At 70.2% G+C, this 26684-nt stretch carries 26 protein-coding genes and 1 pseudogene; 19 read left to right on the top strand and 8 right to left on the bottom strand.

What is annotated here, in order from left to right:
* Positions 1 to 5 precede the first annotated feature (5 nt).
* On the top strand, positions 6 to 272 hold the full coding sequence (locus HGBR_RS05670) for a DUF6112 family protein (RefSeq protein WP_019158361.1): 267 nt from the start codon (positions 6 to 8) through the stop codon (positions 270 to 272).
* Positions 273 to 286: 14 nt separating this feature from the next.
* Here the strand turns inward: HGBR_RS05670 and HGBR_RS05665 are convergent, their stop codons facing one another.
* On the bottom strand, positions 287 to 688 hold the full coding sequence (locus tag HGBR_RS05665) for an NUDIX hydrolase (protein ID WP_019158360.1): 402 nt from the start codon (positions 686 to 688) through the stop codon (positions 287 to 289).
* 107 nt (positions 689 to 795) lie between these two features.
* On the opposite strand from HGBR_RS05665, the gene HGBR_RS05660 reads away from it, so the two are divergent.
* The 10 genes from HGBR_RS05660 (at position 796) to HGBR_RS05615 (ending at position 10252) form a co-directional block, all read left to right on the top strand.
* Positions 796 to 1107, top strand: coding sequence for a DUF6112 family protein (locus HGBR_RS05660; protein WP_019158359.1), 312 nt, complete (start codon positions 796 to 798; stop codon positions 1105 to 1107).
* Positions 1108 to 1146: 39 nt separating this feature from the next.
* Complete coding sequence (locus HGBR_RS20420) at positions 1147 to 2646, top strand: hypothetical protein (RefSeq protein WP_019158358.1); 1500 nt, start codon at positions 1147 to 1149, stop codon at positions 2644 to 2646.
* 7 nt (positions 2647 to 2653) lie between these two features.
* Positions 2654 to 4117 (top strand): SCO6880 family protein, encoded by a 1464-nt coding sequence (locus tag HGBR_RS05650; RefSeq protein WP_019158357.1) that lies wholly within the window; start codon positions 2654 to 2656, stop codon positions 4115 to 4117.
* Between the two features lie 100 nt (positions 4118 to 4217).
* Positions 4218 to 5084 carry a hypothetical protein gene (locus tag HGBR_RS05645; protein WP_019158356.1) on the top strand — a complete coding sequence of 289 codons (867 nt, stop codon included), beginning with the start codon at positions 4218 to 4220 and terminating at the stop codon, positions 5082 to 5084.
* Positions 5081 to 6568 carry an ATP-binding protein gene (locus tag HGBR_RS05640; protein ID WP_026077372.1) on the top strand — a complete coding sequence of 496 codons (1488 nt, stop codon included), beginning with the start codon at positions 5081 to 5083 and terminating at the stop codon, positions 6566 to 6568. The genes HGBR_RS05645 and HGBR_RS05640 overlap by 4 nt, the downstream gene beginning before the upstream one ends.
* Positions 6568 to 7134, top strand: a complete 567-nt coding sequence (locus HGBR_RS05635; protein WP_019158354.1) for a hypothetical protein — start codon at positions 6568 to 6570, stop codon at positions 7132 to 7134. The genes HGBR_RS05640 and HGBR_RS05635 overlap by 1 nt, the downstream gene beginning before the upstream one ends.
* Entirely contained in the window at positions 7131 to 8915 is a 1785-nt protein-coding gene (locus HGBR_RS05630; protein ID WP_019158353.1) for a type IV secretory system conjugative DNA transfer family protein, read from the top strand. The genes HGBR_RS05635 and HGBR_RS05630 overlap by 4 nt, the downstream gene beginning before the upstream one ends.
* Positions 8916 to 9001: 86 nt before the next feature.
* A complete protein-coding gene (locus HGBR_RS05625) occupies positions 9002 to 9466 on the top strand; it encodes a hypothetical protein (protein WP_019158352.1) in 465 nt (154 codons plus the stop codon).
* A gap of 16 nt (positions 9467 to 9482) precedes the next feature.
* Positions 9483 to 10055: a hypothetical protein gene (locus HGBR_RS05620; protein ID WP_019158351.1), complete on the top strand. Its 573-nt coding sequence runs from the start codon at positions 9483 to 9485 to the stop codon at positions 10053 to 10055.
* Positions 10052 to 10252 carry a hypothetical protein gene (locus tag HGBR_RS05615; protein WP_019158350.1) on the top strand — a complete coding sequence of 67 codons (201 nt, stop codon included), beginning with the start codon at positions 10052 to 10054 and terminating at the stop codon, positions 10250 to 10252. Before HGBR_RS05620 ends, HGBR_RS05615 begins: the two co-directional genes overlap by 4 nt.
* On the opposite strand, the gene HGBR_RS05610 is transcribed toward HGBR_RS05615, so the two are convergent.
* Positions 10236 to 11879, bottom strand: coding sequence for a recombinase family protein (locus tag HGBR_RS05610; protein ID WP_019158349.1), 1644 nt, complete (start codon positions 11877 to 11879; stop codon positions 10236 to 10238). The two genes, HGBR_RS05615 and HGBR_RS05610, sit on opposite strands and share 17 nt — an antisense overlap.
* 2 nt (positions 11880 to 11881) lie before the next feature.
* On the opposite strand from HGBR_RS05610, the gene HGBR_RS16620 reads away from it, so the two are divergent.
* Together HGBR_RS16620 and HGBR_RS16615 are read left to right on the top strand one after the other, a co-directional pair.
* Positions 11882 to 12616: an MFS transporter gene (locus HGBR_RS16620; protein ID WP_147522262.1), complete on the top strand. Its 735-nt coding sequence runs from the start codon at positions 11882 to 11884 to the stop codon at positions 12614 to 12616.
* Positions 12613 to 13356, top strand: coding sequence for an MOSC domain-containing protein (locus tag HGBR_RS16615; RefSeq protein WP_019158347.1), 744 nt, complete (start codon positions 12613 to 12615; stop codon positions 13354 to 13356). The genes HGBR_RS16620 and HGBR_RS16615 overlap by 4 nt, the downstream gene beginning before the upstream one ends.
* Positions 13357 to 13405: 49 nt before the next feature.
* On the opposite strand, the gene HGBR_RS05600 is transcribed toward HGBR_RS16615, so the two are convergent.
* A complete protein-coding gene (locus tag HGBR_RS05600) occupies positions 13406 to 14161 on the bottom strand; it encodes an SDR family oxidoreductase (RefSeq protein ID WP_019158346.1) in 756 nt (251 codons plus the stop codon).
* 227 nt (positions 14162 to 14388) lie between these two features.
* Between HGBR_RS05600 and HGBR_RS05595 the strand changes: the two genes are divergently transcribed.
* Positions 14389 to 14946, top strand: a complete 558-nt coding sequence (locus tag HGBR_RS05595) for an SRPBCC domain-containing protein (RefSeq protein WP_019158345.1) — start codon at positions 14389 to 14391, stop codon at positions 14944 to 14946.
* Positions 14947 to 14990: 44 nt separating this feature from the next.
* Here HGBR_RS05595 and HGBR_RS05590 read toward each other — a convergent pair whose 3' ends face one another.
* Positions 14991 to 16028 carry a CobW family GTP-binding protein gene (locus HGBR_RS05590; protein ID WP_019158344.1) on the bottom strand — a complete coding sequence of 346 codons (1038 nt, stop codon included), beginning with the start codon at positions 16026 to 16028 and terminating at the stop codon, positions 14991 to 14993.
* Between the two features lie 9 nt (positions 16029 to 16037).
* Positions 16038 to 17807 carry an amidohydrolase gene (locus tag HGBR_RS05585; protein ID WP_019158343.1) on the bottom strand — a complete coding sequence of 590 codons (1770 nt, stop codon included), beginning with the start codon at positions 17805 to 17807 and terminating at the stop codon, positions 16038 to 16040.
* A 471-nt stretch (positions 17808 to 18278) separates the two neighbouring features.
* Between HGBR_RS05585 and HGBR_RS05580 the strand changes: the two genes are divergently transcribed.
* Genes HGBR_RS05580 through HGBR_RS16610 form a run of 4 tightly spaced genes read left to right on the top strand, consistent with a single transcriptional unit; the run spans position 18279 to position 22202 of the window.
* On the top strand, positions 18279 to 19163 hold the full coding sequence (locus HGBR_RS05580; RefSeq protein ID WP_019158342.1) for a DUF5926 family protein: 885 nt from the start codon (positions 18279 to 18281) through the stop codon (positions 19161 to 19163).
* Complete coding sequence (locus tag HGBR_RS05575) at positions 19160 to 19981, top strand: glycosyltransferase family 2 protein (RefSeq protein ID WP_019158341.1); 822 nt, start codon at positions 19160 to 19162, stop codon at positions 19979 to 19981. The genes HGBR_RS05580 and HGBR_RS05575 overlap by 4 nt, the downstream gene beginning before the upstream one ends.
* The gene (gene pheA / locus HGBR_RS05570; protein ID WP_019158340.1) at positions 19978 to 20958 is read left to right on the top strand and encodes a prephenate dehydratase; all 981 of its coding nucleotides are present in this window, start codon (positions 19978 to 19980) and stop codon (positions 20956 to 20958) included. Before HGBR_RS05575 ends, pheA begins: the two co-directional genes overlap by 4 nt.
* Positions 20955 to 22202 carry an LCP family protein gene (locus tag HGBR_RS16610; RefSeq protein ID WP_019158339.1) on the top strand — a complete coding sequence of 416 codons (1248 nt, stop codon included), beginning with the start codon at positions 20955 to 20957 and terminating at the stop codon, positions 22200 to 22202. Before pheA ends, HGBR_RS16610 begins: the two co-directional genes overlap by 4 nt.
* A 44-nt stretch (positions 22203 to 22246) precedes the next feature.
* On the opposite strand, the gene HGBR_RS16605 is transcribed toward HGBR_RS16610, so the two are convergent.
* From HGBR_RS16605 to HGBR_RS05550, 3 genes are all read right to left on the bottom strand, one after another.
* A complete protein-coding gene (locus tag HGBR_RS16605) occupies positions 22247 to 23302 on the bottom strand; it encodes an NAD-dependent epimerase/dehydratase family protein (protein WP_019158338.1) in 1056 nt (351 codons plus the stop codon).
* A 93-nt stretch (positions 23303 to 23395) separates the two neighbouring features.
* Entirely contained in the window at positions 23396 to 24169 is a 774-nt protein-coding gene (locus tag HGBR_RS05555) for an enoyl-CoA hydratase (RefSeq protein WP_019158337.1), read from the bottom strand.
* A 55-nt stretch (positions 24170 to 24224) separates the two neighbouring features.
* On the bottom strand, positions 24225 to 25442 hold the full coding sequence (locus HGBR_RS05550; RefSeq protein ID WP_019158336.1) for a P-loop NTPase family protein: 1218 nt from the start codon (positions 25440 to 25442) through the stop codon (positions 24225 to 24227).
* Between the two features lie 204 nt (positions 25443 to 25646).
* Between HGBR_RS05550 and HGBR_RS16600 the strand changes: the two are divergent.
* Positions 25647 to 26507: pseudogene (locus HGBR_RS16600) on the top strand (IS1380 family transposase); the annotation flags it as partial.
* Between the last annotated feature and the right edge of the window lie 177 nt (positions 26508 to 26684).

Below are 26684 nucleotides of genomic sequence, written 5' to 3'. Positions count from 1 at the left end.
ACGGCATGGACGTGTTCCCCGACTTCGATGGGCTCGGCGGGATCGGCGACCTGCGCGCGGTGATCGGCGCGCTGCTGATGTTCGTGCTTATCACCGCCGTCCTGATGCTGATCGTCTCGGCCATCATCTGGGCGATTGCCGCCGCGAACGGCAACTACAGCGCCGCCGGCAAGGGCCGCACCGGTGTCCTCGTTGCCCTCGGCACCGCGATCCTCGCCGGTGCCGGCGTGGCTTGGATGAACTGGCTCATCGACCTCGGCCAACAATTCTGACCCGCCATTCAGGGTCACGCGGGGGTGATGATGCCCGCGCGAGTGAGGTATCCGCGCAGGTCACTGGTCAGCGGGACCTCATCCAGTTCGGACGGGCTGAACCAACGGACATCCACGGCATCGTCTCCCGCAATGAGCGTGCCGCCGGTGACGGTCGCGGCGAAGTCACGCACCTCGAACGTGCGCCCGTCACTCGTGGGGATCGTGACCGTCCAGAGTTCCGCGCCGATGGCGACGTGCAGCCTGGTCTCCTCAAATGCCTCACGTGCGGCGGTCTCCGGCAGCGTCTCGCCCGGCTCGGCGCTCCCGCCAGGCACGGACCAGCAGCCCTGCTCGGGTTCGGTTCCACGGAGCACGAGCAGCACCCGCCCGGTCGGATCGGTGATGACAGCGCTGGCGGCCAGAACACGTTCCATGCCTCTCACCTTACGAAGCGCAGCTGGGGGTGGGCGTGCACCTGATCTGCGAACCCATCCGTGTTCCCCGCTCCGTAGGGCGGGTTCCGCTTGTCAGGAGACTCACCGTGTTCGATCTCATCACCGCTCTGCCGGCCCTGCTGCCGATGGATGTCGACATCACTCCCAACGATGACGGCCTGCCCGGCATCGCCCAACTGCGCACCATCGTCGGCGCGGTCATGACCATCGGCCTGATCCTGTCCGTCCTCGCCCTGATCATCTCCGCCATCGTGTGGGGCTTCGGCGCCAACTCCTCCAACCCCCACCTGGCCGGCCGCGGCAAGGTCGGGGTCCTCGTCAGCTGCGGGGCCGCGGTGATCTGCGGCGCAAGCGTGACATTGATCAACTTCTTCTGGGACGTCGGCCAGCAGGTCTGACACCACCCGCCGTCTCGACCCCTGGAAGGAGTGATCGCGGTGGGTGTGTGCGATATCCCCGTCATCTCGACCGTGTGCGACACCGCCGGCGAAGCCGCCGCGAGCTTGGTCGCAGCCCCGTTCGACTGGCTCGCCCAAGCCATGGGCGCCGCCGCCGGCTGGCTGTTCGAGGCCGTCTGGTCCGTGTTCGACACCACCACCCTCGTCGACGTCACGTCTCCGGAATATGTGGCGGTCTACAACCTGCTGTTCGGCATCGCCGTGTTCGTGATGCTGATCTTCTTCTGCCTCCAACTGCTCACCGGGCTGCTCCGCCGCGACCCCACCGCCCTGTCCCGAGCCGCCCTCGGATTGGCGAAGTCCGTGCTCGGCTCATTCGTGGTGATCACCCTGACAGCCCTGTTGTTGGAGATCGTCGACCAGCTCTGTGTCGGGATCATCCAGGCCGCCGGAGAGACCACCGAGTCCATGGGCGACAAGATCACCCTGCTGGCCGCGGGTCTGGTCGGGATCAACATCGCCGCGCCCGGGGTGGGGGCGATCATCACGATCTTCCTCGCCGGCCTGGCGATCGCAGCCGCCGGGATCGTGTGGCTGTCGCTGCTCGTGCGCAAGGCGCTGTTGCTGGTGGCGATCGTGTTCGCACCCCTGGCGTTCTCCGGCGCCTCCTGGGACGCCAGCAGGGGGTGGATCGGGAAGTGGGCGATGTTCGTCATCGCGCTGATCTGCTCCAAGCTCGTCCTGGTCGTGATGTTCCTCGTCGCCATCACCCAGGTCTCGGCACCCATCGACGCGGACCTGTCCTCGATCAGCGACCCCCTCGCCGGGATCGTGCTGATGGCGATGGCCGCGTTCGCCCCCTACCTGACCTACAAGTTCATCAGCTTCATCGGCTTCGACATGTACCACGCGATCGGCTCCGAACAAGACGCCAAACAGGCCCTCAACCGGCCCGTCCCCACCCCCACGCAACCGGCCGGCGACGGCCCCAAGAAGGTCCTCGACGGCAACACCAGCAGCGGCGGTAACGACAGCGGCGGCAGCAGCAGCGGGAACGCTGGGGGCGGCGGAAAGACCCCGCCCCAGGCCAAGACCTCCACACCTCAGGCATCTGGAAGCGCGACCGGTGCGGCTGGCGGCACCAGCACCGCGGCTGGGTCCGCCGGAGCCGGCGCAGGGGCAGGCGGCGGCGCCGGAGCAGGTGCTGGCGCGGGAGCCGGTGCGGGTGCTGCGGCGGCGGGTCCGGCCGCGGCAGCGGTGATCGCATGGAAGGTCGCCAAGGACGCGGCGACCGCCGGACCGAAGGCCGGCACGGCCGTCGGCAACCAGGCCGAGACCGCCGCCGACAGCGCCGGGCAGACCGGCGCAACATCCCCTCCGGCTGCCCAGACACCCCAGCCCTCATCCACCCCGACCCCGAAGGCTCCGCCTCCGGCCGAGCCGAAGACCCCCACTGCGGGTCCCGGCCCGGCACAACCGGAGCCGCGTGCGCCGAAGCCGACCCCGCCGCCGGCACCGCCGCCGACCGGAAAGGACTGAGACGGCCATGACATCGAAGCAAAAGGAGTCCGCCACGGAGCTGGTGCCGGTGAAGTTCTCCCGCCTCACCCGCCGCGGCATCCTCCTCGGCCTGTCGCTGGCCCAGCTCATTACCCTCGCCACCGGCGTCCTCGCGGTCGTCGGCGCCCTGTATGCCGGCGGTGGCATCCTGCTGGTCTACACCGCCCCCGTCTGGGTCCTCGCCGCCGCGCTGACGTGGATACCCGTCGCCGGGCGTCCGGCCGTGGAGTGGCTGCCGGTGGCGTGCTGGTGGGCCTGGCGCAGCACCGCCGGCCAACTCCTGTACCGGCGCCGCATCGTGGCACCGCGGCCGGTCGGCACGCTCGCGCTGCCCGGTGACATGGCCCGCCTGCGCGAATACACCGACCCCGACACCGGCGCCGGGATGATCCACGACCCCCACGCCGCGACCCTCACCGTGGTCTGCAAAGTGACGCATCCCGCGTTCGTGCTGCTGGACCCCGGTGAGCAGGAACGCCGCGTCACCTCCTGGGGCCGCGTCCTGGCCACGGTGTGCCGCTCCGGACGGATCGCCACCCTCCAGGTCCTGGAGCGGACGCTGCCGGATTCCGGCACCGGGCTGGCCGAGTGGTGGGCCTCCCACGGCACCGCCGACGACACCTGGGCCGCGACCACGTACGCAGAACTGATCGAGCAGGCCGGGCCGGCCGGGGAACGCCACGCCACCACGCTGTCCCTGTCGCTGGATATGAAGACCGCCGCCCGCCAGATCAGGACCGCCGGTGGCGGCATCCGCGGGGCCGCCGCCGTCCTGCGCCAGGAGATGTCCACCCTGGTCGCGGCACTGCGCTCCGCCGACCTGAAGCCCTCCGGATGGTTGACCCCGGGACAGATCGCGGTGATCCTGCGCAGCGCGTATGACCCGGCCATCGCCGCCACTCTGGAGCGCCACGGTGAACTCGGCCAGCACCTGGCCACCGCCGGGCCCGTGGCCGTCAACGAGTCCTGGGCCCGGTTGCGCACCGACTCCGCCCAGCATGCGGTGCTGTGGATCAGCGAGTGGCCGCGCTCGATGGTCTACCCGGGCTTCCTGTCTCCGATGCTGCTGTCCACCGGCATCCAACGCTCGTTCTCGCTGCTGTGCACCCCGATGCGGTCGGACCAGGCCGCACGCGACATCCGCAAGAAGAAGGTCGAGCACATCTCCGACCAAGCGCAGCGGGCGAAGATCGGGCAGATCGAAGACGCCACCCAGACCGCCGAGTACCACGACGTGCTCCAGCAGGAGGCCGACCTGACCGCGGGCCACGGGGTGCTGCGGTTCACCGGCCTGATCAGCATCTCCGCACCCACCGTCGAGGAACTGGACGCCGGCGTGGCCGCGATCGAGCAGGCCGCGATCCAAGCCTCCTGCGAGACCCGACTGCTCGTCGGCCAGCAGGCCGCCGCATTCACCGCGGCCGCTCTGCCGCTGTGCCGCCGCATCTGACACCCACCACACGCCGCCCGTTGCGCTGTGGGGGCGCGCGTGCACCTGAGAGTCGACCCCGGATGCCCGGGACTTTCGCGCTTGTCACAGGAGGCCGCTCATGCCCACGTATCACGACCCACTCCAGGATGCTGCCGAAGCATCCGAGGCGCTGCGCGCGCTTGCGCACGCGAGCCGCGTGTTCGACAACCCCGCCGACACATACCGCGTGCTCGGTGACCTGCTCTCGGGTGTTCGGTCGCTGCGGCAGGTGCTCGACCAGGTCGGTTCCGCGCATCTGTTGCATCGCGGCCGCGCTCACGACGATGACGGTGACCAAGCGATCGGTGCCGCCGAAGCCCTCGCCGCGGCCGACGACCTACACCACGCCGGAACGCTCCTCGATGGCGTCGAGGAGCGAGTCAATACCGCGATGACCCACTCGGGACGCATCGCCTGGCACGCCCCAGCCCAGGAACTCGACCGGGAGGCCGTGTCCACGGAAGCACCGCGGCGCTGGATCAGCGTCGTCTTCCTCCAAGGCGCCGAGGCCGACGAGGTGCTCGACCTCATCGACCGCGACGGCCCCGACGCGGCCATCGAACACCTGAGGAACTGGGACTACGGGGAGGAGACCACCGACGCGGCACTGGAGAACGGATACGTCTACGACGAACCACCCACCGGACAGCTCGACCGGACGGTCATCGACGGGGACTACACCCTCACCTACAACCCGTTCATGGGCCCCGTCAACCTCCTACGCTCCCACCCCGCCGCGATGTCCGACCCGGACCTGGATGAGACCGATGTGGTGCTCGCGCGGGAGGCCATCAGCGGCGTCGGACCGCTCGATGCGAGCACGCCGCGGACCGCGGTGACGCCAGCGTCCGCGCGTACGCAGCAGGGATCGGCGGTCGTGGAGCGGGATTGGTTCGCCGGGCCGGCCCGCTCCTATGGGTCGGCTGGGCGGGGGATGTCGCTGTGAGCGCGCGGGAGAGCGAGCGGCTGCACGCATCCGTCCTGGTGGCTCCGGCGGCTGAGCGTCGCCGACTGCGCAAACAACGCCGCCGGGCCGCCGCAGCACTACGAGCCGAGCAACACCGGAACGAGCGAGCCGCCGCCCGGGCGAAGGCCGAGGCGCAACGCAGCGAACGACGCGCGACCACCTACCTACCCGCCGCAGGTGAGCCCGGCGCCGCGGCGCTGCGCACCCCGGGCAGGTTCCGGCTCCCACGCCATCAGGACACCTCGGCGACGTTGGCGGGGGCGTACCCGTTCGTCGCCGAAGGCGGCCTCGGAGCCGATGGCGTGTTCGTCGGCCAAGACCTCTACTCCGGCGGCTCCTTCGTCTACGACCCCTGGGTGCTCTACGCCCGCGGGATCATTACCGCCCCCAACGTCGTCCTCGCCGGGATCGTGGGCTCGGGCAAGTCCTCACTGGCGAAATCGCTCTACACGCGGTCCTTGCCGTTTGGACGGCGCGTCTATGTCCCCGGCGACCCGAAGGGCGAGCACACCGCCGTCGCCAACGCGGTCGGTGGGAAGGCGATCGTCCTCGGCCACGGGCTGAGCACACGCCTCAACCCCCTCGATGAAGGCCACCGGCCCACCGGACTGTCGGATCAGGAATGGGCCATCACGGTCACCTCCCGCCGCCGCGACCTCATCGGCGCTCTGGCCGAGACCGTCCTGGCGCGTGGGTTGACGCCGTTGGAGCACACGGCGATCGACCTCGCCCTCACCGCAGTCGTCGGCGAAAACACCGTGCCGATCCTGCCGATGGTCGTCGACCGCATCCTCACCCCAGACGAGGCCGCCGACGGCAGGTTGGCCGAGGACGGGCGGCTCGTAGGCCATGCCCTGCGCCGCCTGGTCGCCGGTGACCTCGCCGGCCTGTTCGACGGCCCCAGCACGGTCCGGTTCGACCCCAGCCTGCCGATGATCAGCCTCGACCTGTCCCGCGTCACCGAGAACAGCACATTGATCTCGGTGTTGATGACGTGCTCGTCGGCGTGGATGGAGTCCGCGCTGCTGGACCCGAACGGTGGGCAGCGGTGGGTGATCTACGACGAAGCGTGGCGGCTGATGTCCCACCCCGCCTTGTTGAAGCGGATGGACGCCCACTGGCGCCTCGCCCGGCATTACGGGATCGCGAACATGCTGATCTTCCACAAACTCTCCGACCTGGACAACGTCGGCGACGCCGGCTCCGCCATGCGCTCCCTCGCCAACTCACTCCTGGCCAATGCCGAGACCCGCATCGTCTACCGACAAGAATCCGACCAGCTCGGCCCCACCGCCCAAGCGCTCGGCCTGACCGGCACCGAACAGAAGCTCCTTCCGAGCCTGGGTGTCGGGCAAGGGCTGTGGCGCATCAAGGACCGCGCCTTCGTCACCCAGCACCAGCTCCACCCCGCCGAACTGGCACTGTTCGACACCAGTTCACGGCTCACCTCGGGAGTGAAGTGATGACCCGCAAACCCCCACACCGCACGCCCCGGCCGGAACCGGAGGAGACGCCGGTCGTGCTGCCGCACGCGGTCATCACCGTCACCGAAACCGGCGTCCTGAACGTCACCCTCGACGGTGCCGACGTTCCACACCCAGAAGGCACAGCGTGGACGCGCAGCACCTTCGGGCCTCTGCTGGATGCGCTCACCCGGGACCGCACCACCACGGTGCGCATCGAGGTGCACGAAAACGACGGGAGCATGTTCACCGACGTCATCCGCGCCCGCCGCCGCACCACGCCCGGACCACCCGACGCCCCGGCCGAGACCGAGACCGAACCAGCAGCACGGGCCACGAGCCGCAGCAAGCGGCGGCCCGATCTGGTCGAAGTGACCGGCGAGGGATTCGTACCTGGTGAGGACGTCGCCGCGGCAGTCATCGTCTTCCACACCGATGCCACCAGCACCGGTGATGCCCGCGCGCTCCTGGACCGAGAACGGCTCCGGTCGCTGCTATCCGGCGGCGGCGAGGTGATGCTGTTCGGCCGCATCTCCGGCACCATCCACGTGCGGCGACTGCCGTGAGCACCCCGCCCGGGCGGCAGGCCGGGTCGTTCGGTGACGAGCTGACCAACGCCGCCCTCATCGCCCTGGTGGGGATGTTCGGGATCGCGCTCATCCTGCGCGCCTCCGGGACCGTTGCCGCGTTCCTCACCGGCACACCCCAACCCGAAGCCGGCCCCGCCGCCGGGCTCGGAGTGCTGTTCAACCCCAGCGACCCCGCGGGCGCACTCGACGCCGACGGGCTCAACCCGACCATGTACTGGATCATCACCGTGGCGATGCTTGCCGGGCTCGTCACGGCCGGGGCGTGGGTATGGACGCGGCTGCGCCGCCATTCCCGCAAGGTCGAGACCGACCCGCGCCGCCTCGCCGGCACCGCCACGGCCCATGAAGTCGCCCAGACCGCCTCTGCGAAGGCGCTGCTCCGCCGGGCCGGGACACTCCGCCCATCCCTCGATAAACCCGCACCCGCCGATGTCGGCTATCGGATCGGCGCGTCCAAGGGACGCGACGTGTGGGCGTCGGTGGAGGACTCGATCCTGCTCATCGGCCCCCCACGCTCCGGCAAGGGCCTGCACATCGTCATCCCCACGATCCTCGACGCATCCGGCGCCGTCGTCACCACCAGCACGCGGCCGGACAACCTCACCACCACCCTCCGCGCCCGACAGCGCGACGGCCGGCCGGTGGCGGTGTTCGATCCCCAACACCTCGCCGAAGGCATCCGCGCCGGGATGCGCTGGTCACCGATCCGCGGATGCGAGGACCCGCTCACGGCGATGATCCGCGCCACCGGCCTGTCCGCCGCCACCGGTCTGTCTGCTGGCGGGGTCGAATCCGGCGGCTTCTGGGAAGGCAAGACCCGCACCGCCCTCCAATCCCTCCTGCACGCCGCCGCGCTCGACCACCGCCCACCGGCCGAGTTGTTCCGCTGGACCCTGGACCCCTCCGCCGCCGCCGAAGCCGTCGCGATCCTCACCAACAACACCCAGGCAGCCACCGGGTGGGCGGACTCGCTCGGGGCGATGATCGACGCCGACCCCAAAACCAGGGATTCGATCTGGCAGGGCGTCGCCCTGGCCCTCGGCGCACTGGCCGATCCCCGCGTCCTGGACGCCGTCTCTCCCGGACCCGGCGAGGGCTTCGACCCCGAAACCTTCATCCGCGACCGCGGCACCCTCTACCTGCTCGCCACCGGCGCCGGCGCCGGCGCGTCCGCCGCCCTGGTGGCAGCGTTCGTCGAAGACCTCATCGAAACCGCCCGCCGCCTCGCTGCCCGCTCACCCGGCGCCCGTCTTGACCCGCCCCTGCTCCTTGCCCTGGACGAGATCGGCAACCTCGCACCCCTGCCGAGCCTCCCGACCCTGATGGCCGAAGGCGGTGGCACCGGCATCACCACCCTGCCCGTCCTCCAGTCCCTGGCCCAAGCGCGGGACAAGTGGAACGACAATGCCGCCGGAGCGATCTGGGACGCCTCCATCGTCAAGATCATCCTCGGCGGCGCATCGAACTCGCGCGACCTCCAAGACCTCTCCACCCTCATCGGGGAACGCGACGAGTACACCGATAGCGTGACCCTCGGCGACCACGGCACCCGTTCCAGCCAACGCTCGGTGCGACGGGTGCCGATCCTTCCGCCAGACCGGATCAGGACGCTGCCGTTCGGCACCGGCGTCACCCTCCTTCGATCCGCCCCACCGATCATCACCGACCTACGTGCCTGGCCGACCCGTCCGGACGCAGCTCAGTTGAAGGCCGACCGGGCTGGCATCGAGGCGCTGCTGCGCGGACCCGGCTCGTAATCGGGGCGCGCGTTGGTGGGGGCCGTGCACCTGACTGGCACAGCCGCGGCGTCAGATCGCTCGGCCCGATTGGGAGGAAGCCGGAGATGTCGATACTCAGCAAGCCATCGATCCGGGGGTTCGTCGCGAAAGCACCCCAGGAACTGGAGACAAAGAACGGTGATCCCTACGTCAAGGTGAGGTTCGGCCAGGACCGCAAACACCGCGAGCCGGACGGCACCTTCACCGACCTCGGAAAGACCTACGACACCATGGTCGCCTACGACGACAACGTGCAGCGCATCATCGACAATTTCGTTCCTGGCGACCGTTTCGTCGCCCAAGGTCACATCCGTACATTCTCTAAAGGCGACGACGGCCCCGAGAGCGAGGTGTTCGTCGTGACCGGGATCGGCCACGACAGCGCCTACACCCGCTATGACGTGGACCGCAGCGCTCGACGGGCCCCCGTTGAGCAGACGCCCGAACGCGCCGCCTCACAACAGGCACCCGCGTTCGAGTCGCCCGAGCGATCCGGGCAGAGCACACCCGCTCCTGCCCTCGGCCTGTGACAGGCGGGGAGACGCCGTGAGCGAGTACCTGACAGACCCTGACAAGCTCGACGAGCACGACCTGCTCGATGAGGACGACCTTGCCTCCGACGAGGCGCCGGACGTCGCGGAGCTGCCGCACCCGGTGAACTGGAACCTGCTGACCGCCGAGGAGCTGGAGGTCGAGTGGTTCGCCCTAGACCGGTGGGTGACCTGGCTGCGCCGCACCTACGGTCTGCCCGCTTCGGTGGTGCCGCCGTTCTGGCACCACCACCCTGAACTGGTGTGGGAGCTGTCAGCGCTGCATCTGCACTGGCTGGGCGCCTATGACCCCGAGCAGAATGCCTCCGCGGCGATCGGTTGGCACCGCGACTTCGCCGACGCCCGTGCACGGCTGCGTGATTGGGTCGCCGCCTCGGGCACGCGGATTGATCGTGATCGGCCGACCCGTCAGACGGTCTGGCCCGGGGAGGAACCAGCCGAGCCCGTCGAGGACACCGCGATCGCCGACCGGGCCGCGGAGTTCGAGGCCTTCGTCACCGCGGAGGTCGCCCAACGCCGGCAGGCCGAGGATGACTTCTACGCCGCGATCGCGGGAGAGGAACCGTGAGCACCGATATCGCGTGCCCGCCTCCCGCTGAGGTGGGCGAGATCGTCCCCGAAGCCGCCTACGGAGCCTTCGTCGCTGGGTGGAGTGCCGGGACGGCCCGGCGCACCACCCAACCGGCCTCGCAGGACCTGATCGAGCAGGTCGCGACGATGCTCGATGCCGCCAGCGTGGCCGACGCCCTCACTCGACCGGAGTGATGCTCAACCGCTCCTCGGTCGGTGCCGTACCCGGCAGCGCGTCGATCCGGTGGATCATCCGCCGCAGATAGGCGCGCTTCTCGGTGATCGCCCTCTCCTTCCACGAGGCGATCAACGCTGGGCCGTCATCGATCGGGAACTCATCCAGCTCCATCGCATCCAATCGTCGCTGGAGGCCATCAAGGCGCTGCTGCGCGTCAGCGATCAGCGACAGCAGCACCGTCACCATCGCGCCCCGATACTCCCCGGTGCCCTGCTTGGATAGCAGCGCGTCACGCTCGGCCCTGGCCTCATCGAGCTGAGACAGCACCTCGTTGATGCCCACGTCGGCCCGGGCGGCACGCCGTCGGGCACGCGCGGCAGCGAGCGCATCGTCGGTGATCTGGGCAAAGAACCAGCCCAGCACGAACGCCTCGCCCTTGGCCGCATCGATCGTGCATCCGCCCGAGCAGTTCCCCGGGCCCCGTATCTTGTTGGCCTGGCAGCGGTAGGCGAACGCCGGCACCCGCTCACCAGAGGCACGCTTGCGGTACTTCTGATGCCCGTACAAACGCTCTCCGCACTGGCAGTGCAGCAGCCCCGTCAGCAGCCACTCGTGCGAGCCCCACGGTCGCCTGGTCCGTGAGGTCTTCGCTTCCTCCAGCAGCCGGCGCACCCGCAACCAGGTCACCCGATCGCAGACCGGCTCCTGAGCGATCACCGGTTCTCCCGAAGCGTCCCTGGCGATGTAGTCCAGCAGGTCGAGCTTCACACCGCGCTGGTGCTCGGGCACCTGCCGCATCCGGTAGCCAATCATCCGGGGTGAGACCAGCGACCGGTACACCGTCGCCTCAAACACCGGCCCGCCCGCAGCAGTGGTGATCCCGTACTGGTCGCTCCAGTAGCGAGCGATCTGCGCCAGGCTCTTGCCCGCCAGCACCATGTCCACCGCGTCCTTCAACGCCGGATGTTCCACCGGATGCGGCACCAGCCGCACCCCGGAACGTCCGAACTCATCGACCACGCGCGGGCCAGCCATCCACCCAAGTGGCGGCGTGCCGCCGTGGTGGAACCCAGCTTCGGCCAGGTGCCGCTTCGACGCCAATTGCCGCTCACTCATCGAGTCCGTCTCAACCTCCGCGAGCAGTGCCTTGATCCCGGTCACCAGCTTCGCCCCCGCGGTCGCGGTGTTCAGCTCATCGGCGCTGTCTTGATGCGACAACAAGTACACGCCCGAGCGCTGGCACTGCCCGATCCACTCGATGCACTTCGCCGCGATCCGGTTCGTGCGATCCAGCTTCCAGAACGCCACTGCTGGTACCGTCCCGGCCTGGATGTCCTGGTTCAGCTGACGCCACCCCTTGCGGTTCTTCGGCGCAGAAGCGCTCGCTGAGTCGTTATCGATGTACTCACCCATCACTGTCCACCCGCCCTCGGCGGTGAGCTTGCGAGTCAGATCAAGGCGCTGACGCTCGATCGCATCCGCCTTGTCCTTGTGGTACTTCGACAGCCGCAAGTACAGATAGATCGGCCGCGTGCCTTCCACCGGTGTGTCCGGCCCCGTCTGAGTAAACGCCGGATAGACCACCGCCCGTGTCGCCCGTCCCGGCCGTGCGTTCGCGCCAGGCTGCATCGTAGTCGTCTTCATCAGTGACCTCCTTCGAGAAGGAGGTGCGCTTTCCATTGCTCGACTCGGCGGTGATGTTCGGGTTGCTCGCATGGCATGTGCGCAGGCGGTCCGTGACCGGTGGCGCGTCGATCCTGCCGCTGGAGATCCTGCGGGAGCCGTCGGTGCGGACCGGCATGGCGCTGGCGCTGCTGCTCTTCATGATGATCGGCGGGTACGCGTACAACTTCTCGATCTTCAGCCAGCAGGGGCACGGGCTGACGCCGGGGCAGTCGGGGCTCGTGGCGGCGGTGCTGTCGTTCGCGTTCGTGGGGGCTTCGTGGGCGGCGCCGCGGATCGTGGCGGCCTGGGGCGGGACGATCGTGGGCGGACGGCGGCTGCTGCTGACCGCGAGCATGATCCAGGGGCTGGGGATGGCGGGGGTCGCGGTGCTGGCGCTCGCGGACCTCGAGCCGTTCTTCGCGTGGTACCAGATCGCCGGTCTGCTGGTGGGCGGCGGGCAGGGGCTCATGATGGGCCCGCTCGTCTCCGTCGTCATGGCGGCGGTGCCGGACGAGGCGGCAGGACTGACGGGCGGGCTCGTCGCGACGGCGCAGCAGACGGGCCTGGGACTGGGCATCGCGGTGCTGTCGACCGTGTTCATGGGGCTCACGCAGTTCCAGCCCATGCACCCGGCGTTCGGGTGGACGTGCGCGGCGACGATCGTGCTGACCGCGCTGTTCGCGTTCTTCGCGTCGCGGGTGGGGAGGACCGGGTGAGCGATCGGCTGCGCGTGCGCGCGCTGGGGTTCGCGCCGGTGAAGGGGACACAGCACATGATCCGCGAGGATGCGGTTCTGGATGAGCACGGTCCCGTGGGGGATCGTGCGTACTGCCTGGTCGACGTCGAGCGCCGGACGGTGCTCAAGACGGTGCGGAATCCCCGCCTGCTGACGGTCCGGGCGTCGTTGACGGGTCCGGTGCTGGAGCTCGTCCTGCCCGATGGGCGGTCGGTGCGTGCCGCGCCGCAGCTCACCGGTGAGACGGTGACGTGCGACTACTGGAAGCGGAGTGTCGACCTCGAGCTCACCGACGGGCCGCATGCGGCACTCCTGTCCCAATGGCTGGGGCGATCCGTGCGACTGGCGCGCGCTCCGCGGGGCGGGGTCGTCTACGGTGAGCCGGTCTCGATCGTGGCGACGGCCTCGGTGGCGGAGCTGTCCGAACGGGTCGGCCGTCCCGGCCTGCTGGACGAGGCGGCGCGCTTTCGGGCCACCTGCCTCATCGAGACGGATGTCCCCTACATCGAAGAGACGTGGGCCGGGCGCACGATGGCGCTGGGGGACCGGTGGGTGCGGATCGGTGCGCCCATCCCGCGCTGTGCGGTCATGGACCTCGACCCGGTCACGGGTGAGCGGAACGCACGGCTGCTCAAGGCCCTGGCCGGGTACCGCCCGAAGAACGAGGCGGGGGAGCCGGTCTTCGGGGTCTACGCCCGGATCGTGGGCGGGCGCGAGTGAGGCGGGGTGGGGCTGTTGGCCAGCCCCGCCCTGGTGGTGGTGCGGACGGTCAGGCGCCGCCGCCCAGGGTGACGCCGCCGTCTGCGACGACCAGCTCACCGGTGATCCAGGAGGCCTCGTCGGAGAGGAGGAAGGCGGCGAGCGCTGCGATGTCCTCGGGCTCGCCCAGGCGCTTGGCGGGGTAGGCGGCTGCGACCTTCTCCTCGCCGGCCTCGTAGAGCTTCTCTGCGAACTTCGTCTTGACGACGGCCGGGGCGATCGCGTTGACGCGGATGCCCGGGCCCAGTTCCATCGCGTACTGCTTGGTGATGTGGGTGATCATCGACTTGGTCGCGCCGTAGAACCCGATCATGTGGGGCTGGCGGACGGCGGCGACGGAGGACAGGTTGACGATCGAGCCGCCGCGCTCCTTCATCGACGCCTGGTAGACCTTGCGCGTCCACTGCATGGTCGAGAGGACGTTGACGTCGAACAGCTTCGAGATCGTGCGGTCCTCCATCTCGACGAGCGGGCCGTACACCGGGTTGATGCCGGTGTTGTTGACGAGGACGTCGACGGGGCCGAACGCCTCCGTCACCTGCGCGATGGCTGCGTCCTGGTGGTCCGCGTCGTCGGCCTTGCCGGCGGCGTAGATCGCCTTCTCAGGGCCGCCCAGCTGTGCGACGGCCTCCTGCAGGGCCTCCTCGCCGCGCGCCGTGATGAGGACGCGTGCGCCCTCATCGACCAGGCGCTGGGCGATGCCCAGGCCGATGCCGCGCGAGGCTCCCGTGACGATGGCGACCTTGTTCTCGAACCGTGCTGACATGGACTCTCCTCTGAGTGCTCGTCTGACTGATCGCGTCTGACTGATCGTTTGATCGGAAGTCTGCTGATTGGCAATCTGTCACACCTGCGCGGCGCCGTCAACGGATTCTTGACGTTCGGGTCAGTTCTGGGAGGTGCGCGGGCAGTCGGTGGCGTCCCCGGTCAGGACGGCGTCATGCGGATAGGGTCGGTGCGAAGGAGTCGCACGCACCGACCAGGGAGACGCACATGCCGCTGTCCGATCCGACCATCGCCGCTGTCACAGGTGCGCTCGCGGAACTCCCCGTGACGGCGGAATCGCAGACGCTGTCGCACGGGACGACGCTGCTGACGATGAGCCTCCGGCTGGAGACGCAGCCGTCTCGACTGTGGGAGTTCCTCACGGAGCCGGAGCTGCTGGCGACATGGTCGCCGGTCGTCCCGGACCGTGTCCTGGCGGTCGTGGGACCGGCCTGGTCGCGGGAGACCCCGGAGGCCGATCCCGTCGAGGCCCGGGTCATCGAGATCGAGCCGGTCACCGTCCTGCGGCACGCGTGGGATGAGGGCGAAGTGCTGTGGGAGCTCGTCGAGGAGAGCGAGACGAGCACCCGCCTCACTCTCACGCAGACGTTCGATCAGCAGGAATACGTCCCGATGACCGCCGCCGGCTGGCACGTGTGCCTCACGGTGCTGTCCCTGGTCCTCGCGGGGCGCGACGTCGAGCGTGTCGTGGGCGAGGATGCCATGTCCGTGGGCTGGGAGGCCCTGCGGGACGCCTACGCGAAGAACTTCGAGCAGAACGGCTGACCCCCACTCCGCGCGGGATCCCCGTGGCGCCCGTCGATCGTCGGCTACCCGTCCAGCTGGGAGGCGACGGTGTCGAGTGTCCTTTGCGCGTCCGGGCCTGCGGCGATGAGGACGATCTGAGGGCGATCAGGAGTCGGCGATCCGGCAGGCAGCGACGATGCGGTGACGTTTCCACCAGCCAGATGGACCTGCTGCCAGCCGCCGTCCGCATCCCGCGCGAAGCCCTTCGCGCGGACCAGCATCGTTGCGTGCGCGCGCAATGTGCCCGCGACGTCGCCCGCTCGTGCCCGTGGCGGCAGATCGACGGTCCGAGTCCGATGCACCTGTGCGTGCGACTCCTCTGAAGGGTGGGAGCCAGCCTCGGTGCCTCGTGCCGACCCGATCCCGGTGCGGGACCCGGCGTGCGGTGCCGAGCCCGCCGCGGCCTCGGCGTCGTCCGCGGCTCCGCGGACCACCCCAGCCGCGGCCTCGGCGGTGTTCCCAACCGCGGCCACCAGGACGTTCTCGCTTCCCTCGACCGGCGTGACGACCCGAGCGCTCGGCGCGAGCCTCGCGCACACCTCGCGCACGCGCTCCACCTGGTCCGCCGACATTAGATCCGCCTTCGTCACCAGTACGACGTCCGCGCTGGCGAGTTGGGCGCGCACCACGTCCTCGACGTACTCATCCGTCAGCCGAGCCTCCGTCGCTCCCGCGTCCGCACACACGACGACTGGACCCGGCCGGAAGCCCGGGTACGAGCGCCACGTGCCCAGCTGCGACGGATCGCCGATGCCGCTGACCTCGCAGATCACCGCATCGATGTCCGTCCGCGCGGCCAGCCCCGCCATCGTCGTCTGCACGTCGTCGGTGATCTGGCAGCAGATGCAGCCGTTCGTCAGCTCGAGCGTGTCCGCGCCCGCCGCTCGGATGAGCGCCGCGTCGATGTTGACGTCGCCGAAGTCGTTGACGACGACCGCTGTCCGACCGGCGTCGGGGGAGGCGAGGAATCGGTTGATGAGCGTCGTCTTCCCGCTGCCCAGGTAGCCGCCCACCAGCGTGAGCGGCTTCGAGGGTGGAGGGTCGCCGTCGTTATGGGCCACCTGCTGGGCTCAGCGTTCCTGCACGTTGCTGGCGCAGTGGCGCCCGCCCACCACGGTGCCGTGGACGCGGATCGCGCCGATCGACTGGGGTGCGACGGAGAGCGGGTCGTCCTCGAGCACGGCCAGGTCCGCGTACTTGCCGGGCTCGATCGAGCCGATCTCCGCATCGCGCTTGAGCATGTAGGCGCTGCCGATCGTGACCGCGTGCAGTGCGGTCTCCGCCCCAATGCGCTCGTGCTCGCCCATGACCCGGCCGGACAGGGTGCGGCGGGTGACCGCGTGCATCGCGGACGACAGGGGACCCAGCGGCGTGACCGGTGAGTCCGAGTGCAGACTGATCGGCACGCCCGCGCGCACCGCGGTCGCCGCCGCGTTGTTCCGGCGCGCGCGGTCGGGTCCCATCGTCAGGTCCAGGTGCTGGTCGCCCCACTGGTGGATGTGGTTGGAGAAGATGTTCGCGCAGGCGCCCAGTGCGGCCATCCGCCGGTACTGCGCGGGCGTCGCCATCTGAGCGTGCGTGCAGGTGTGGCGGTGGTCGGGGCGGGGATGGTCGATGAGGATCCGCTCGAGGGTGTCGAGGAACAGCTGCGACGCCTGATCGCCATTGCAGTGCACGTGGACCAGGAGGCCCGCGGTGTGGAAGGCCTCGAACGCGCGGTGGAACTCCTCCGGCGTCACGTTCCAGATGCCGTTGGGCTGATCGCCGTAGAAGCCGGGGGCGCGGACGCGAGCGGTGAAGCCCTGCAGGGTCCCGTCCAGCATGAGCTTCACGTTGCCCAGCGTGAGCCGGTCGGTCGACTCCGCCCGGAGTCTCACGAGGCGCTGAGCGTCCGCGTCGAGCGTGTCGGACACCGGGCCCACACCGGCGGCGAAGTGGAAGACGTTGACGCGGACGGGGAAGTCCGGGGTGACGGTCGACCGGTACACGTCGGCCCCCTCGTCCGTCATGAGCAGGCGCGACCCCAGGTCCGTGACGGTCGTGGTCCCCGTGTTGACCGCGTTCTGCGCGAAGGCGCGCAGGGCGTCCTCGTCGACGCTCAGCAGATCGTTGCCCGCGGCGATCGAGGACACGAGCGCCATGGCGGCGAACTCGTGCAGCTCACCGGTCAGCCGGCCGGAGCCATCGCGCGCCACTCCCACGGTCGAGGCGCTGTCGTCCACACCGCAATGGGCGAGAGCCGCCGAGTTGACGGTGTAGGCGTGGCCGCTCGCGTGGTTGACGCAGAGGGGGCGGGTCTGCGACACCCGGTCCAGGTGGTCGAGCGTGAGTGCCTCGTCCTGGAAGTAGATGGGGTCGAGCCCCCACGCGATGAGCGGCTGCTGCGGATCGTCGATCGCGTCGGATGCCTTCGTCAGCCGCTCGACCACCGCCTCGATCGACGTGCAGCCGGGCCAGTGGACGCCGTTCGGATCCACCCGGTCGACGTAGCCCACGTACGCGCCCTTCCAGACGTTGCCGGTGCCGGCGTGGCTGTGCGCCTCGACGAAGCCGGGCAGCAGGACCGCGTCCGCGTACCGCTCATCGAGCTGCGCGTGGGGGTACTGCATCAGTTCCTCGACCGTGCCGACCGCGCGGAAGCGGTCGCCGCGGATCGCGACGGCCTCAGCGGTCGGGGCGGCGGGATCCATCGTGCGGACCAGGCGAGCCGGGTAGACGATCGTGGGCTCGACGGTGCTGGGCTGGTCGGTGCCGGGCTGAGCGGTGGACGGTGCAGCTCCAGTCTGAGCGGTGCCGGAGTCAGTGGAGGGGGACTGCGCGGAAGAGGAATGGGCGGTCACGCGGGGACTCCTTTGCCGAATGCGAAGCGCGGGCCCCAGTGCGGTCGACCCGCTCGTCAGTTCACGGCAAGTCTACGGAACCGTTCGGCTTCGAAAGCGGGGGTGGCTCGCACGGTGCCCGCACGGTGGGCTGTGGCTCATGCCGATTCCGTCAGGTGCGCCAGTTCGCGCAGGCCGCACAACGGACTCTCGCGAACTGCACGAATGCATTCCCGTACGTCGCGACGTTCGTCGTAGGTGGATGAAGGGGCTGGAGGCGTCCGGAACGAGTTTCGCGAAGTGCATGAATGCTCGTATGGACTTCGCGAGCAAAGTGGTAAGTAGATGCACGTGGGGATTCCGCCAACACAGTGGCATGTAGAAGACGGACGCACCGGCACGTAGATGACGGACGCACCGGCATGTAGAAGAAGGAGGGACGACACGGACACGCACCACGCACCCCTCCCGCACCCCCGTAGACTGGCCCGCATGGGTAAGAAGTCCAAGAAGTCCAAGGAAGAGATCATCGCGAAGCGCCTGGCGAAGGCGCAGGCGGGCGCGTGGGTGCCCCGCCCGTTCGAGGGCCTGCCGTTCGAGGCGGATCTCGTCTGCCTCCGCGAGCTGGTCCCCGCCGCGACCGCCACCGCGAAGCTCACCCAGGAGTACGGCGGACACGACGTCACCTTCGCCTCCCTGCTGCCCGCCGCGTGGCAGGCGCTGCACCGCGCGGACGGTGTGCTCATGGCCGGTCTGCAGGTGCCGTTCTCCTCCCCGGACCCCTCCCGCGACATCGCCGCCGCGCTGCTGGCCGTCGCCGAGGCCGCCCCCGGCTCCTACCGCGAGGTCACCTCCCAGCCGGGCGAGGGCCCCCGCCTCCAGGACATCCTGGACCTGGACGTCCCCTTCACCGTCAGCGTCCAGGAGACCTTCGACTTCTGGCTGCCGGACGACGAGTCCCTGCGCGACGAGGAGGTCGTCGCCGCCCTCGACCAGGCCAACGAGGCGATCAGCCCCACGGAGAAGCTCGTCTCCGCCCCCGCCGCCTACTGGACGAACATGTCCGGCCGCGTCTACGTCCGCTGGGCCCTCACCCAGCCCGAGGAGTCCGTCCTCACCGCGCTCGCCCGCCTCCACGCCGCCGGCCAGAACGACATGGGCACCGACGGCGGTCGCTACCTTGGCTGCTTCCGCGCCCACGGCATCACGGTCCCGGTCTGGGAGTTCGACCCCAGCACCCAGCCGGACGACCTCGAGGAGGGCCTGGCCGCCTTCCAGGAGCGCTTCGCCGAGGCCGCCGCCAACACCCAGCCCCTCGAGGCCGAGGAGCGCCGTGCCAAGGCCGGTGTCGTCTCCCGCCAGCTCACCATCCGATGAGTGAGGAGCAGACCCCCTCCTCCGTCGCCGTCATCATCCCGGCGAAGGACGAGGCGGAGCGGATCGCCGCGACGGTCGCCTCCGCGCTCACGATCCCGGGTGCGGACCTCGTGCTGGTCGTGGACGACGGCTCCACCGATGACACGGGCCGCCGCGCTCGCGAGGCCGGCGCCCAGGTCGTCACGCACTCGACGAACCGGGGCAAGGCGCAGGCGATGATGACGGGCTCGTTCGCGGTGCGCAATCGCGAGATCTCCCAGCTGGAGCCCGGCGCCCGCCACCGCCACCGCGCCCTCCTCTTCATCGACGGCGACCTCGAGGACACGGCGGCCGCGACCGCGCCGCTGGCGCAGCCCATCCTCGCCGGCGAGGCGGACGCGACGATCGCGATCCTGCCGGCCCAGAAGCGCAAGGGCGGTGGATTCGGCCTGGTCGTGGGTCTGGCGAAGAGCGGGATCGAGCGCCTGTCCGGCTTCCGCGCCACCCAGCCGCTGTCCGGCATGCGCTGCATGACCCGCGAGGCCTTCGACGCGACCCAGCCGTTCGCCGCCGGCTGGGGCGTGGAGACCGGCATGACGATCGACCTCGTGTGGGCCGGCATGCGCGTGCGCGAGGTCGAGTGCGACCTCCAGCACCGCGTCACCGGCCGCGACTTCAAGGCGCAGCTGCACCGCGCGGCCCAGTACCGGGACGTCGCCCGTGCGCTCGCCGCCCGCGAGCTTCGCGCCCGCCTGACCGGCGGTCGCCGCCGCACCGTGGAGCAGCCGCCCGTGCCGAGGCCGGACGGCCCCCGTGACGCGCAGGACGGGACCGCATGACGCTCGCCGGCGCGAAGCGCTGCGCGTACCTGGGCCCCGCCGCGACCTTCACGGAGGCCGCGCTCATCGACATCCTCACGGAGCACGACGTCCTCGACACCGTCGAGCGCGTCCCCATGCGCAGCCAGAACGAGATGTTCGACGCCGTCCGCAGCGGTGAGGTCGACGCAGCGGTCGTCCCCATCGAGAACTCGGTGGAGGGCGGAGTGCCCGCGACCCTGGACGCGCTCACACGCGCGGGCAATCTGCAGATCGTCGCCGAGGCCGTGGTCCCCGTCCGCTTCGTCCTCGCCGCCCGGCCGGGCACCGTCACACTCGAGACGCTCACCGCGTTCGGCACGCACCCCCACGGCGAGGCGCAGACCCGCCTGTGGATGCAGGAGCACGCCCCGCACGCCACGTACCACCCGACCGGCTCGACAGCGGAGGCGGCACGGGAACTGGGGACGACCTCGGCGGACGTCGTGCCGTACCAGGCGGCCATCGGGCCGCTGCTGGCGGCGCAGACGTACGGACTCGAGGTGCTGGCCGACGACATCGGTGAGAACACCGGGGCGCAGACCCGGTTCGTGTGCGTGCAGCGGCCCGGCCTGCTGCCGCAGCCCACCGGCTGGGACCGGACCACGTTCGTCGTGGGGCTGGCCAGCGACCGGGCGGGCGCGCTGCTGGAGATGCTCGAGCAGCTGTCCGCGCGCGGGGTCAACATGTCCCGCATCGAATCGCGGCCCACGGGAGACGGGCTGGGGCTCTACCAGTTCTCGATCGACGCGCTGGGCCACGTGCACGAAGCGCGGGTGGCGGAGGCGCTGCGGGGGATCCATCGGGTGGCGGCTCGGCTGCAGTTCCTGGGGTCGTACCCTATGGCCGCGGGCGCGCGGACAGAGCTGAACGGGACGAAGAAGGCGGTCGACCCGCGCGTCGCGGACGAGGCGTTCGCGGCGGCGCAGGCGTGGCTGGACGAGGTGACCGGACGATGACGACTGGCGGCGGCGGGCCGCGGGGCTCCGGCGGGACCGGGTCCGGCGGGGCCGGTTTCAACGGGACTGATCCGCAGGGGACCGGCGCACATGCTGGTGCGAACGAGTCGGATTTCTACTCGCTGTTCGGTCCCGGGTCGGCGGCGACGGCCTCGGCGGAGGCGTACGACTACGACGCGCTCACTGAGGAGCGGGAGGCGGAGAAGCGCCGGCGCAGGCGGGGCTCCTCCCGCGGTGCCGGCGGCTCCTCGCGGATCACCCGGAAGTCGACGAGGAAGACGACCGGACGGAAGGTGCTGGCCGGGTTCCTCGTCCTCCTGCTCCTCCTCATCGCGGCGATCGCCGCCTACGTGTTCTTCCTGGCCAGCCTGTGGAACGGGAACTCGAACCAGCTGGGCGAGGACGAGGTGTTCGGCGGCGAGCAGCCGGTCGCGACGTCTGATGTGAACATCCTGCTGCTGGGTTCGGACGCCCGCGACGAGGACGTCGACTACGCAGGGGATGCGCGCGGCAACCGGTCGGACACGATCATGGTCATGCACGTCGACGGGGACCGGGAGGGCGTGCAGATCATGTCGATCCCGCGCGACTCATGGGTCGACATCGAGGGGCCCGGCAAGGCGAAGATCAACGCGGCGATGAGCTTCGGCGGATTGCCGCTGGCCACGCAGACGATCAGCGACTTCATCGGCGCACCCATCCACCACGTCGCGATCATGGACTTCGAGGGTTTCAAGGCGCTGACGGACAGCGTGGGCGGAGTGGTCGTCGACTCGGAGCAGGAGTTCGAGATCGACGGGCACACGTACACGGAGGGACCCAACGAACTGTCCGGCGAGGAAGCGCTGCCGTTCGTGCGCGCCCGCAAGATGTTCGCGGACGGCGACCTGCAGCGCATCCGCAACCAGCAGGCGTTCCTCACGGGGCTCATGGACGAGATCATCGCAGCGGACACCCTGGGCAATCCGGCCAAGGTCGCGGGCATCGTGCGGGACTTCTCGCCGTACATGACCGTCGACGACAAGCTGGACGCCTCACGGATCGCGGGGCTCGCGTTCGAGCTGCGCGGGATGCGGTCCGGGGACGTCGAGTTCTTCTCCGCGCCCATCAGCGGGGCGGGCACGTCCTCGGACGGGCAGGCGATCCTCAACATCGACGAGGAGAAGCAGGCGCAGATCCAGGACGCGTTCGCCAACGACACGGTCGCGGAGTACGCGCAGGAGGCGGAGACCGTCCACCTGTGAGGGTGGGGCGCCCTACGCCCCCGGCGTCACGCCGCGCCCCCGCCTCACCCCACCGCGTCGCCGGGGCTGGGCGCCAGGCGCTGCGCCGGCTCCACCCCCAGCAGGCGCGTGAGCCGGTCCAGGCTGTACGTCCGCTTCTTCGTGTACGCGGCGATCTCCGTGACCGTGTGCGTGGGGCGATTGTTGGCCGTGGGCGTCTTGACCCGCCGCTGCGCCAGCCACGCCCGCCCGGTCGCCAGGTCCGCGGCCCGCTCGTCCAGCGGCTGGTACGGGTGGTCGGTCCGCGCCAGATACGTGGTGAGCGCCTGCTTGAGGACGTACGGCTGCGGGTCCGCGACGTTGACGGGCCCCCGGACGTCCGGGCGGTCCAGCCCGGCCAGCACGGCCTCGACGACCGTGTCGATGTGCGCCAGCATCGTCGACACCTTCCCGCCGCCGGGCAGCTCGTAGACGCCCTTCCGGGAGAACCGGGTGAGAGACTCGAGCACGCCGTCGTCCTCCCCGGGCGCGTAGATGCGGGCCGGCCGGAGGATCAGGGCGCGCGGGTGCACGCGGGTGACGACGGCCTCGGCGAGAGAGGCCGTGCGCGCGAACGGATCCCGGTAGCGGGACTCCTCGAGCGGGCCAGCCTCCTCGTAGAGGTGGGCGTGCTCCTCGTGCAGGCCGTACACCGCGGCCGAGGACAGGTGGATGATCCGCGCGTGCGCGAACGTGTCGAGCACGCGGCGGGTGCCCGCCGTGTTGACCGCGTGGAACTCGTCCGGGCTGCCCCAGTCCGCGCTCAGGCGGGCGCAGTGGACGACGGCCGTCGCCCGGCGCGCCAGCGCCTGCACGTCGACGGGCGCGTCCTCGCGGATGTCCCACTCGACGTGGTGGACGGGTGGCAGCCCGGACTCACCGGTCGCTGCGGACGACGCCGAGGCCGCAGCCGGCCTCGCGGACCCCGCACCTCGGGACGCGGTCGCCGTGGAGGTCCCCGCCCCCGCATCCGCAGTCGCCGAGGCCCGTCCCACAGAGATGACGGGCGTGCCGCGCCTCTGCAGCGCCCGCACGACGTGGCGCCCCACCAGACCGGAGGCGCCGGTGACGATGACGGTCATGGACAGGCGCCTCCCAGGTTCGCACAGACGGATTCGCCCCTCAGGGTAGTGCCTGCGGAGGCGCCTGCGAGGAAGGCCCGCCGAGGCCCTGCGTCACCGTCCCTGCCACGTGGGCTCGCGCTTGGTGAGGAAGGCGTCGATGCCCTCCTGCGCGTCCGCGATGACGGCGTTCTTCGCCATCGTGTCGGACATCTCGCGGTAGGCGTCCTCGACGGGCATGCTCAGCTGGCGGTAGAACGCCTCCTTGCCGATCGCGACGGTCGCGGACGAGGCGCCGGCGATCTTCGTCGCCAGTTCGTCCGTGGCCCGCTGGAGCATGTCGTCGTCCACGACGTCGGAGACCATGCCCAGCTCCAGGGCGCGCTGCGCGGAGACGGGGTCGCCGGTCAGGAGCATCCGCATCGCCTGCTTCGTGGGCAGGGCGCGGGCGATCGCGACCCCCGGCGTCGAGCAGAACAGCCCGATCTTCACCCCCGGCGTCGCGAACTGCGCGGACGTCGCGGCGACGACCAGGTCGCACGTCGTCGCCAGCTGCGCGCCGGCGGCGGTCGCCAGCCCCTGGACGCGGGCGATGACCGGCTGCGGGATGCGCCGGATCGTGAGCATGAGGTCGGTGCACAGGTCGAAGATCTCCTGCTGGCGCTCCAGCTCCGCGCCGCGCACCTCCTTGAGGTTGTGGCCGGAGGAGAACACGGGCCCCTCCGCCGCCAGGACGACCGCGTGGACGGAGGTGTCCTCGCCGATCGCCGCGAGTTCGTCGCGCAGCGCCCCCATGAGGTCCATGGACAGGGCGTTGCGCGTCTGCGGCGAGTTGAGGGTGATCGTCGTGACGGCGCTCTGCGTGGACGTGAGGATGAGATCAGACATGCCGCCATGCTACGTCGCGGGTGTGCGACCGGCGAGGGCCCGGTCACAGTCCCGGTCACATCCCCGGCGCCAGCAGCCCCTCGTCGCGTAGAGGGGCCAGGGCGGCCTCGAGGTGCTCCGCCGCGCGGGGATCGTCGCCCAGCAGCGGGATGAGTTCGTCCAGGAGCATCGCGGAGGTGCACGGGCCGTCGGCCTCGAGGATGTCCCACAGGAGTGCGCCCAGTCCTCGGGCGGTCACGAGCTGTCCCTCGCGCAGGACCGCCACCGAGTCCTCGAACACCACCGCGTCCGCGAACGCCGCCAGCCCGTGGTGCCCGGGCGGCGGCGCCTCCGGGGTGCGCCCGGGCACGTGTCGCCACGACGCCTGCAGCCGGGGCTGATCCACGACCTCGGGCAGTCGCGCCGCCAGGTCCACGGCTTCCGCGTACCGCACCGCCAGCGCTCCGCCCACGTCGTCCAGCATCTCCGTCAGCCGTGCCAGCCCGCCGTCCACCCGCCATGTCGAAGACGACTGGGCGACCAGCGTGTGGAGCGCCTGGACGTGGGGGACCCGCTGCGCGGTCACGACGTCACCGGACCGCGCGCCGGAGTCGTCCGTCTGTGCGCCGGAGTCGTCGCTCGCAGCCTCCTGCCGGTCCAGCAGCAGTACGTGCGCCGGAGCCGCTGCCAAGGTGCCCGGCCGCAGCCCCAGCCGGGCCAGCGGGAGGTCCCGCTTGTGCCGGAACCCCGCGCCCGAGGCCGCGGCTGGGTCGCCATCCCCGTGCACCACGCGCGACACGGGTTTGGGGTGGGCGGTGACGCGGCGGGTATGGGGATCGAGGATCGTGAGCTCGTCCGTCAGATAGGTGCCGCCCCGCCCCAGAGCGGTCGTGGAGGTCGACTTGCCCGCGCCGGAGGGCCCCACGACGAGCACGGTGCCCAGCTCCGGATGTGCGATCGCGCCGGCGTGGAGCAGGAGTCGCGTCCCCAGCAGCTGCTGGATGACGGCGGTCGTGACGTGGCCCGAGACGACGAACGTCCCGTCCGGAGCGCCCGGCCCGATCACGTGGACGCGCGGCACCGCGCCGGCATCGACACTCCACTCCGCCGTCTCACCCGGCGCGATGACGTCGAGGACCGCCGGGGAAACCGCCTCATCCGCGAGCGCGTGCGACCACAGGGACCGGATCTCCTGCGCCAGATCCGCGAGCGCGGGGGAGAAGCGCAGTCGGACCGTCACGCCGCCGGTGGAGAGGTCCACAGACAGGTGAGGGTGGGCGGAGGTGGGTGCCATGCGTGTCCTGGGGGCGGTGGGGCCTGGGGGCGGTGGGGCCGAGCCGGCCGGACTCATCGAGCCGATCGGATTCATCCTAAGCCTTGATCCACCGATCGTTGCGTTGATCGGGGGGACGTAATTAAAGACGAAATGCCCGTCTGACCGGGGAGAATGGGACTTGTCTAAGGTTCCGTTCCACCGCGATGAGAGGGCATCTCGTAGATGCAAGTTTCCCACACCCGATCAGCCCTGTCAGTTTCCTTCGACGAGCCCAATATTGTCGGCTCTGCGGGGCTGGTGCCGGTGATGGAACTGGCTCGAGAATCGGGCTTGCACTCGCTGGCCGGCAGACAGTTGACGGTGCCGACGGACAAGGGTGCCAATGCCGGGGCGAAAGTATCGGCTCTGGTAGCCGGGATGTGCGCCGGCGCGGACAGCATCGAGGATATGGCCATCCTGCGCCATGGGGCGATGAAGCGGCTCTTCAACGCCTGTTATGCGCCGTCGACGCTGGGTTCGTTCCTACGCTCCTTCACCTTCGGGCACGTCCGGCAGCTCGACGCGGTCGCCTCTCGTTTCCTGGCAGGGCTGGCTGACCGGGCCCCGCTACTGGGTGCTCCGGCCGCTGCCGATTCCGACCCAGGGTTGGTGTTTGTTGACGTGGACGACACGATCATCGAGGTCCACGGTTACCAGAAGCAGGGCTCCGGGTACGGGTACTCCGGGGTCCGCGGGCTCAACGCGCTGCTGGCCACCGCCAGCACCGCCGATACGGCCCCGGTGATCCTGGGCCAGCGGCTGCGCAAGGGAAGTGCCGGTTCCCCACGAGGGGCCTCCCGGTTCGTCTCCGAGGCCCTGTCCACTCTGAAGCGAATGCCTCCGGCCGCTGGCACCCGGGTACTGGTTCGCGCTGATTCAGCCTTCTACGGACACCCCACCGTGGCCGCCGCGCTCACCGCGGGGGCCGATGTCTCCGTCACCGTGCGGATGGACAAGGCCGTCAAAGCCGCCATCGCCACCATCGACGACAAGACCTGGACCGGCATCAAGTACCCGCAGGCGATCTTCGACGAGGACACCGGCACCCCGCCACCAAAGACCGCGTAGAACCAGTCCACCAGCCGGTCAACGGCCAGACCCGAGGAACCACAGTGGAACATCACCGGCAGCGAGGCCGGCCACACGGGCATGCCCAAGACCGGCGCACCCAGGACTTACGGAATCAACGCCACGCCCCAACGCGCGTCGGTGAATCGCCCC

This window comes from Brevibacterium senegalense (assembly GCF_000285835.1).
GTDB lineage: Bacteria > Actinomycetota > Actinomycetes > Actinomycetales > Brevibacteriaceae > Brevibacterium > Brevibacterium senegalense.
This window is presented reverse-complemented; position numbering and strand designations above follow the sequence as displayed.

Coding starts and splice junctions, on each gene's coding strand:
- HGBR_RS05670 (WP_019158361.1), top strand. CDS start 6: ATGGACGTGTTCCCCGACTTCGATGGGCTCGGCGGGATCGGCGACCTG.
- HGBR_RS05665 (WP_019158360.1), bottom strand. CDS start 688: ATGGAACGTGTTCTGGCCGCCAGCGCTGTCATCACCGATCCGACCGGG.
- HGBR_RS05650 (WP_019158357.1), top strand. CDS start 2,654: ATGACATCGAAGCAAAAGGAGTCCGCCACGGAGCTGGTGCCGGTGAAG.
- HGBR_RS05645 (WP_019158356.1), top strand. CDS start 4,218: ATGCCCACGTATCACGACCCACTCCAGGATGCTGCCGAAGCATCCGAG.
- HGBR_RS05635 (WP_019158354.1), top strand. CDS start 6,568: ATGACCCGCAAACCCCCACACCGCACGCCCCGGCCGGAACCGGAGGAG.
- HGBR_RS05625 (WP_019158352.1), top strand. CDS start 9,002: ATGTCGATACTCAGCAAGCCATCGATCCGGGGGTTCGTCGCGAAAGCA.
- HGBR_RS05610 (WP_019158349.1), bottom strand. CDS start 11,879: ATGAAGACGACTACGATGCAGCCTGGCGCGAACGCACGGCCGGGACGG.
- HGBR_RS05600 (WP_019158346.1), bottom strand. CDS start 14,161: ATGTCAGCACGGTTCGAGAACAAGGTCGCCATCGTCACGGGAGCCTCG.
- HGBR_RS05595 (WP_019158345.1), top strand. CDS start 14,389: ATGCCGCTGTCCGATCCGACCATCGCCGCTGTCACAGGTGCGCTCGCG.
- HGBR_RS05580 (WP_019158342.1), top strand. CDS start 18,279: ATGGGTAAGAAGTCCAAGAAGTCCAAGGAAGAGATCATCGCGAAGCGC.
- HGBR_RS05575 (WP_019158341.1), top strand. CDS start 19,160: ATGAGTGAGGAGCAGACCCCCTCCTCCGTCGCCGTCATCATCCCGGCG.
- pheA (WP_019158340.1), top strand. CDS start 19,978: ATGACGCTCGCCGGCGCGAAGCGCTGCGCGTACCTGGGCCCCGCCGCG.
- HGBR_RS16610 (WP_019158339.1), top strand. CDS start 20,955: ATGACGACTGGCGGCGGCGGGCCGCGGGGCTCCGGCGGGACCGGGTCC.
- HGBR_RS16605 (WP_019158338.1), bottom strand. CDS start 23,302: ATGACCGTCATCGTCACCGGCGCCTCCGGTCTGGTGGGGCGCCACGTC.
- HGBR_RS05555 (WP_019158337.1), bottom strand. CDS start 24,169: ATGTCTGATCTCATCCTCACGTCCACGCAGAGCGCCGTCACGACGATC.
- HGBR_RS05550 (WP_019158336.1), bottom strand. CDS start 25,442: ATGGCACCCACCTCCGCCCACCCTCACCTGTCTGTGGACCTCTCCACC.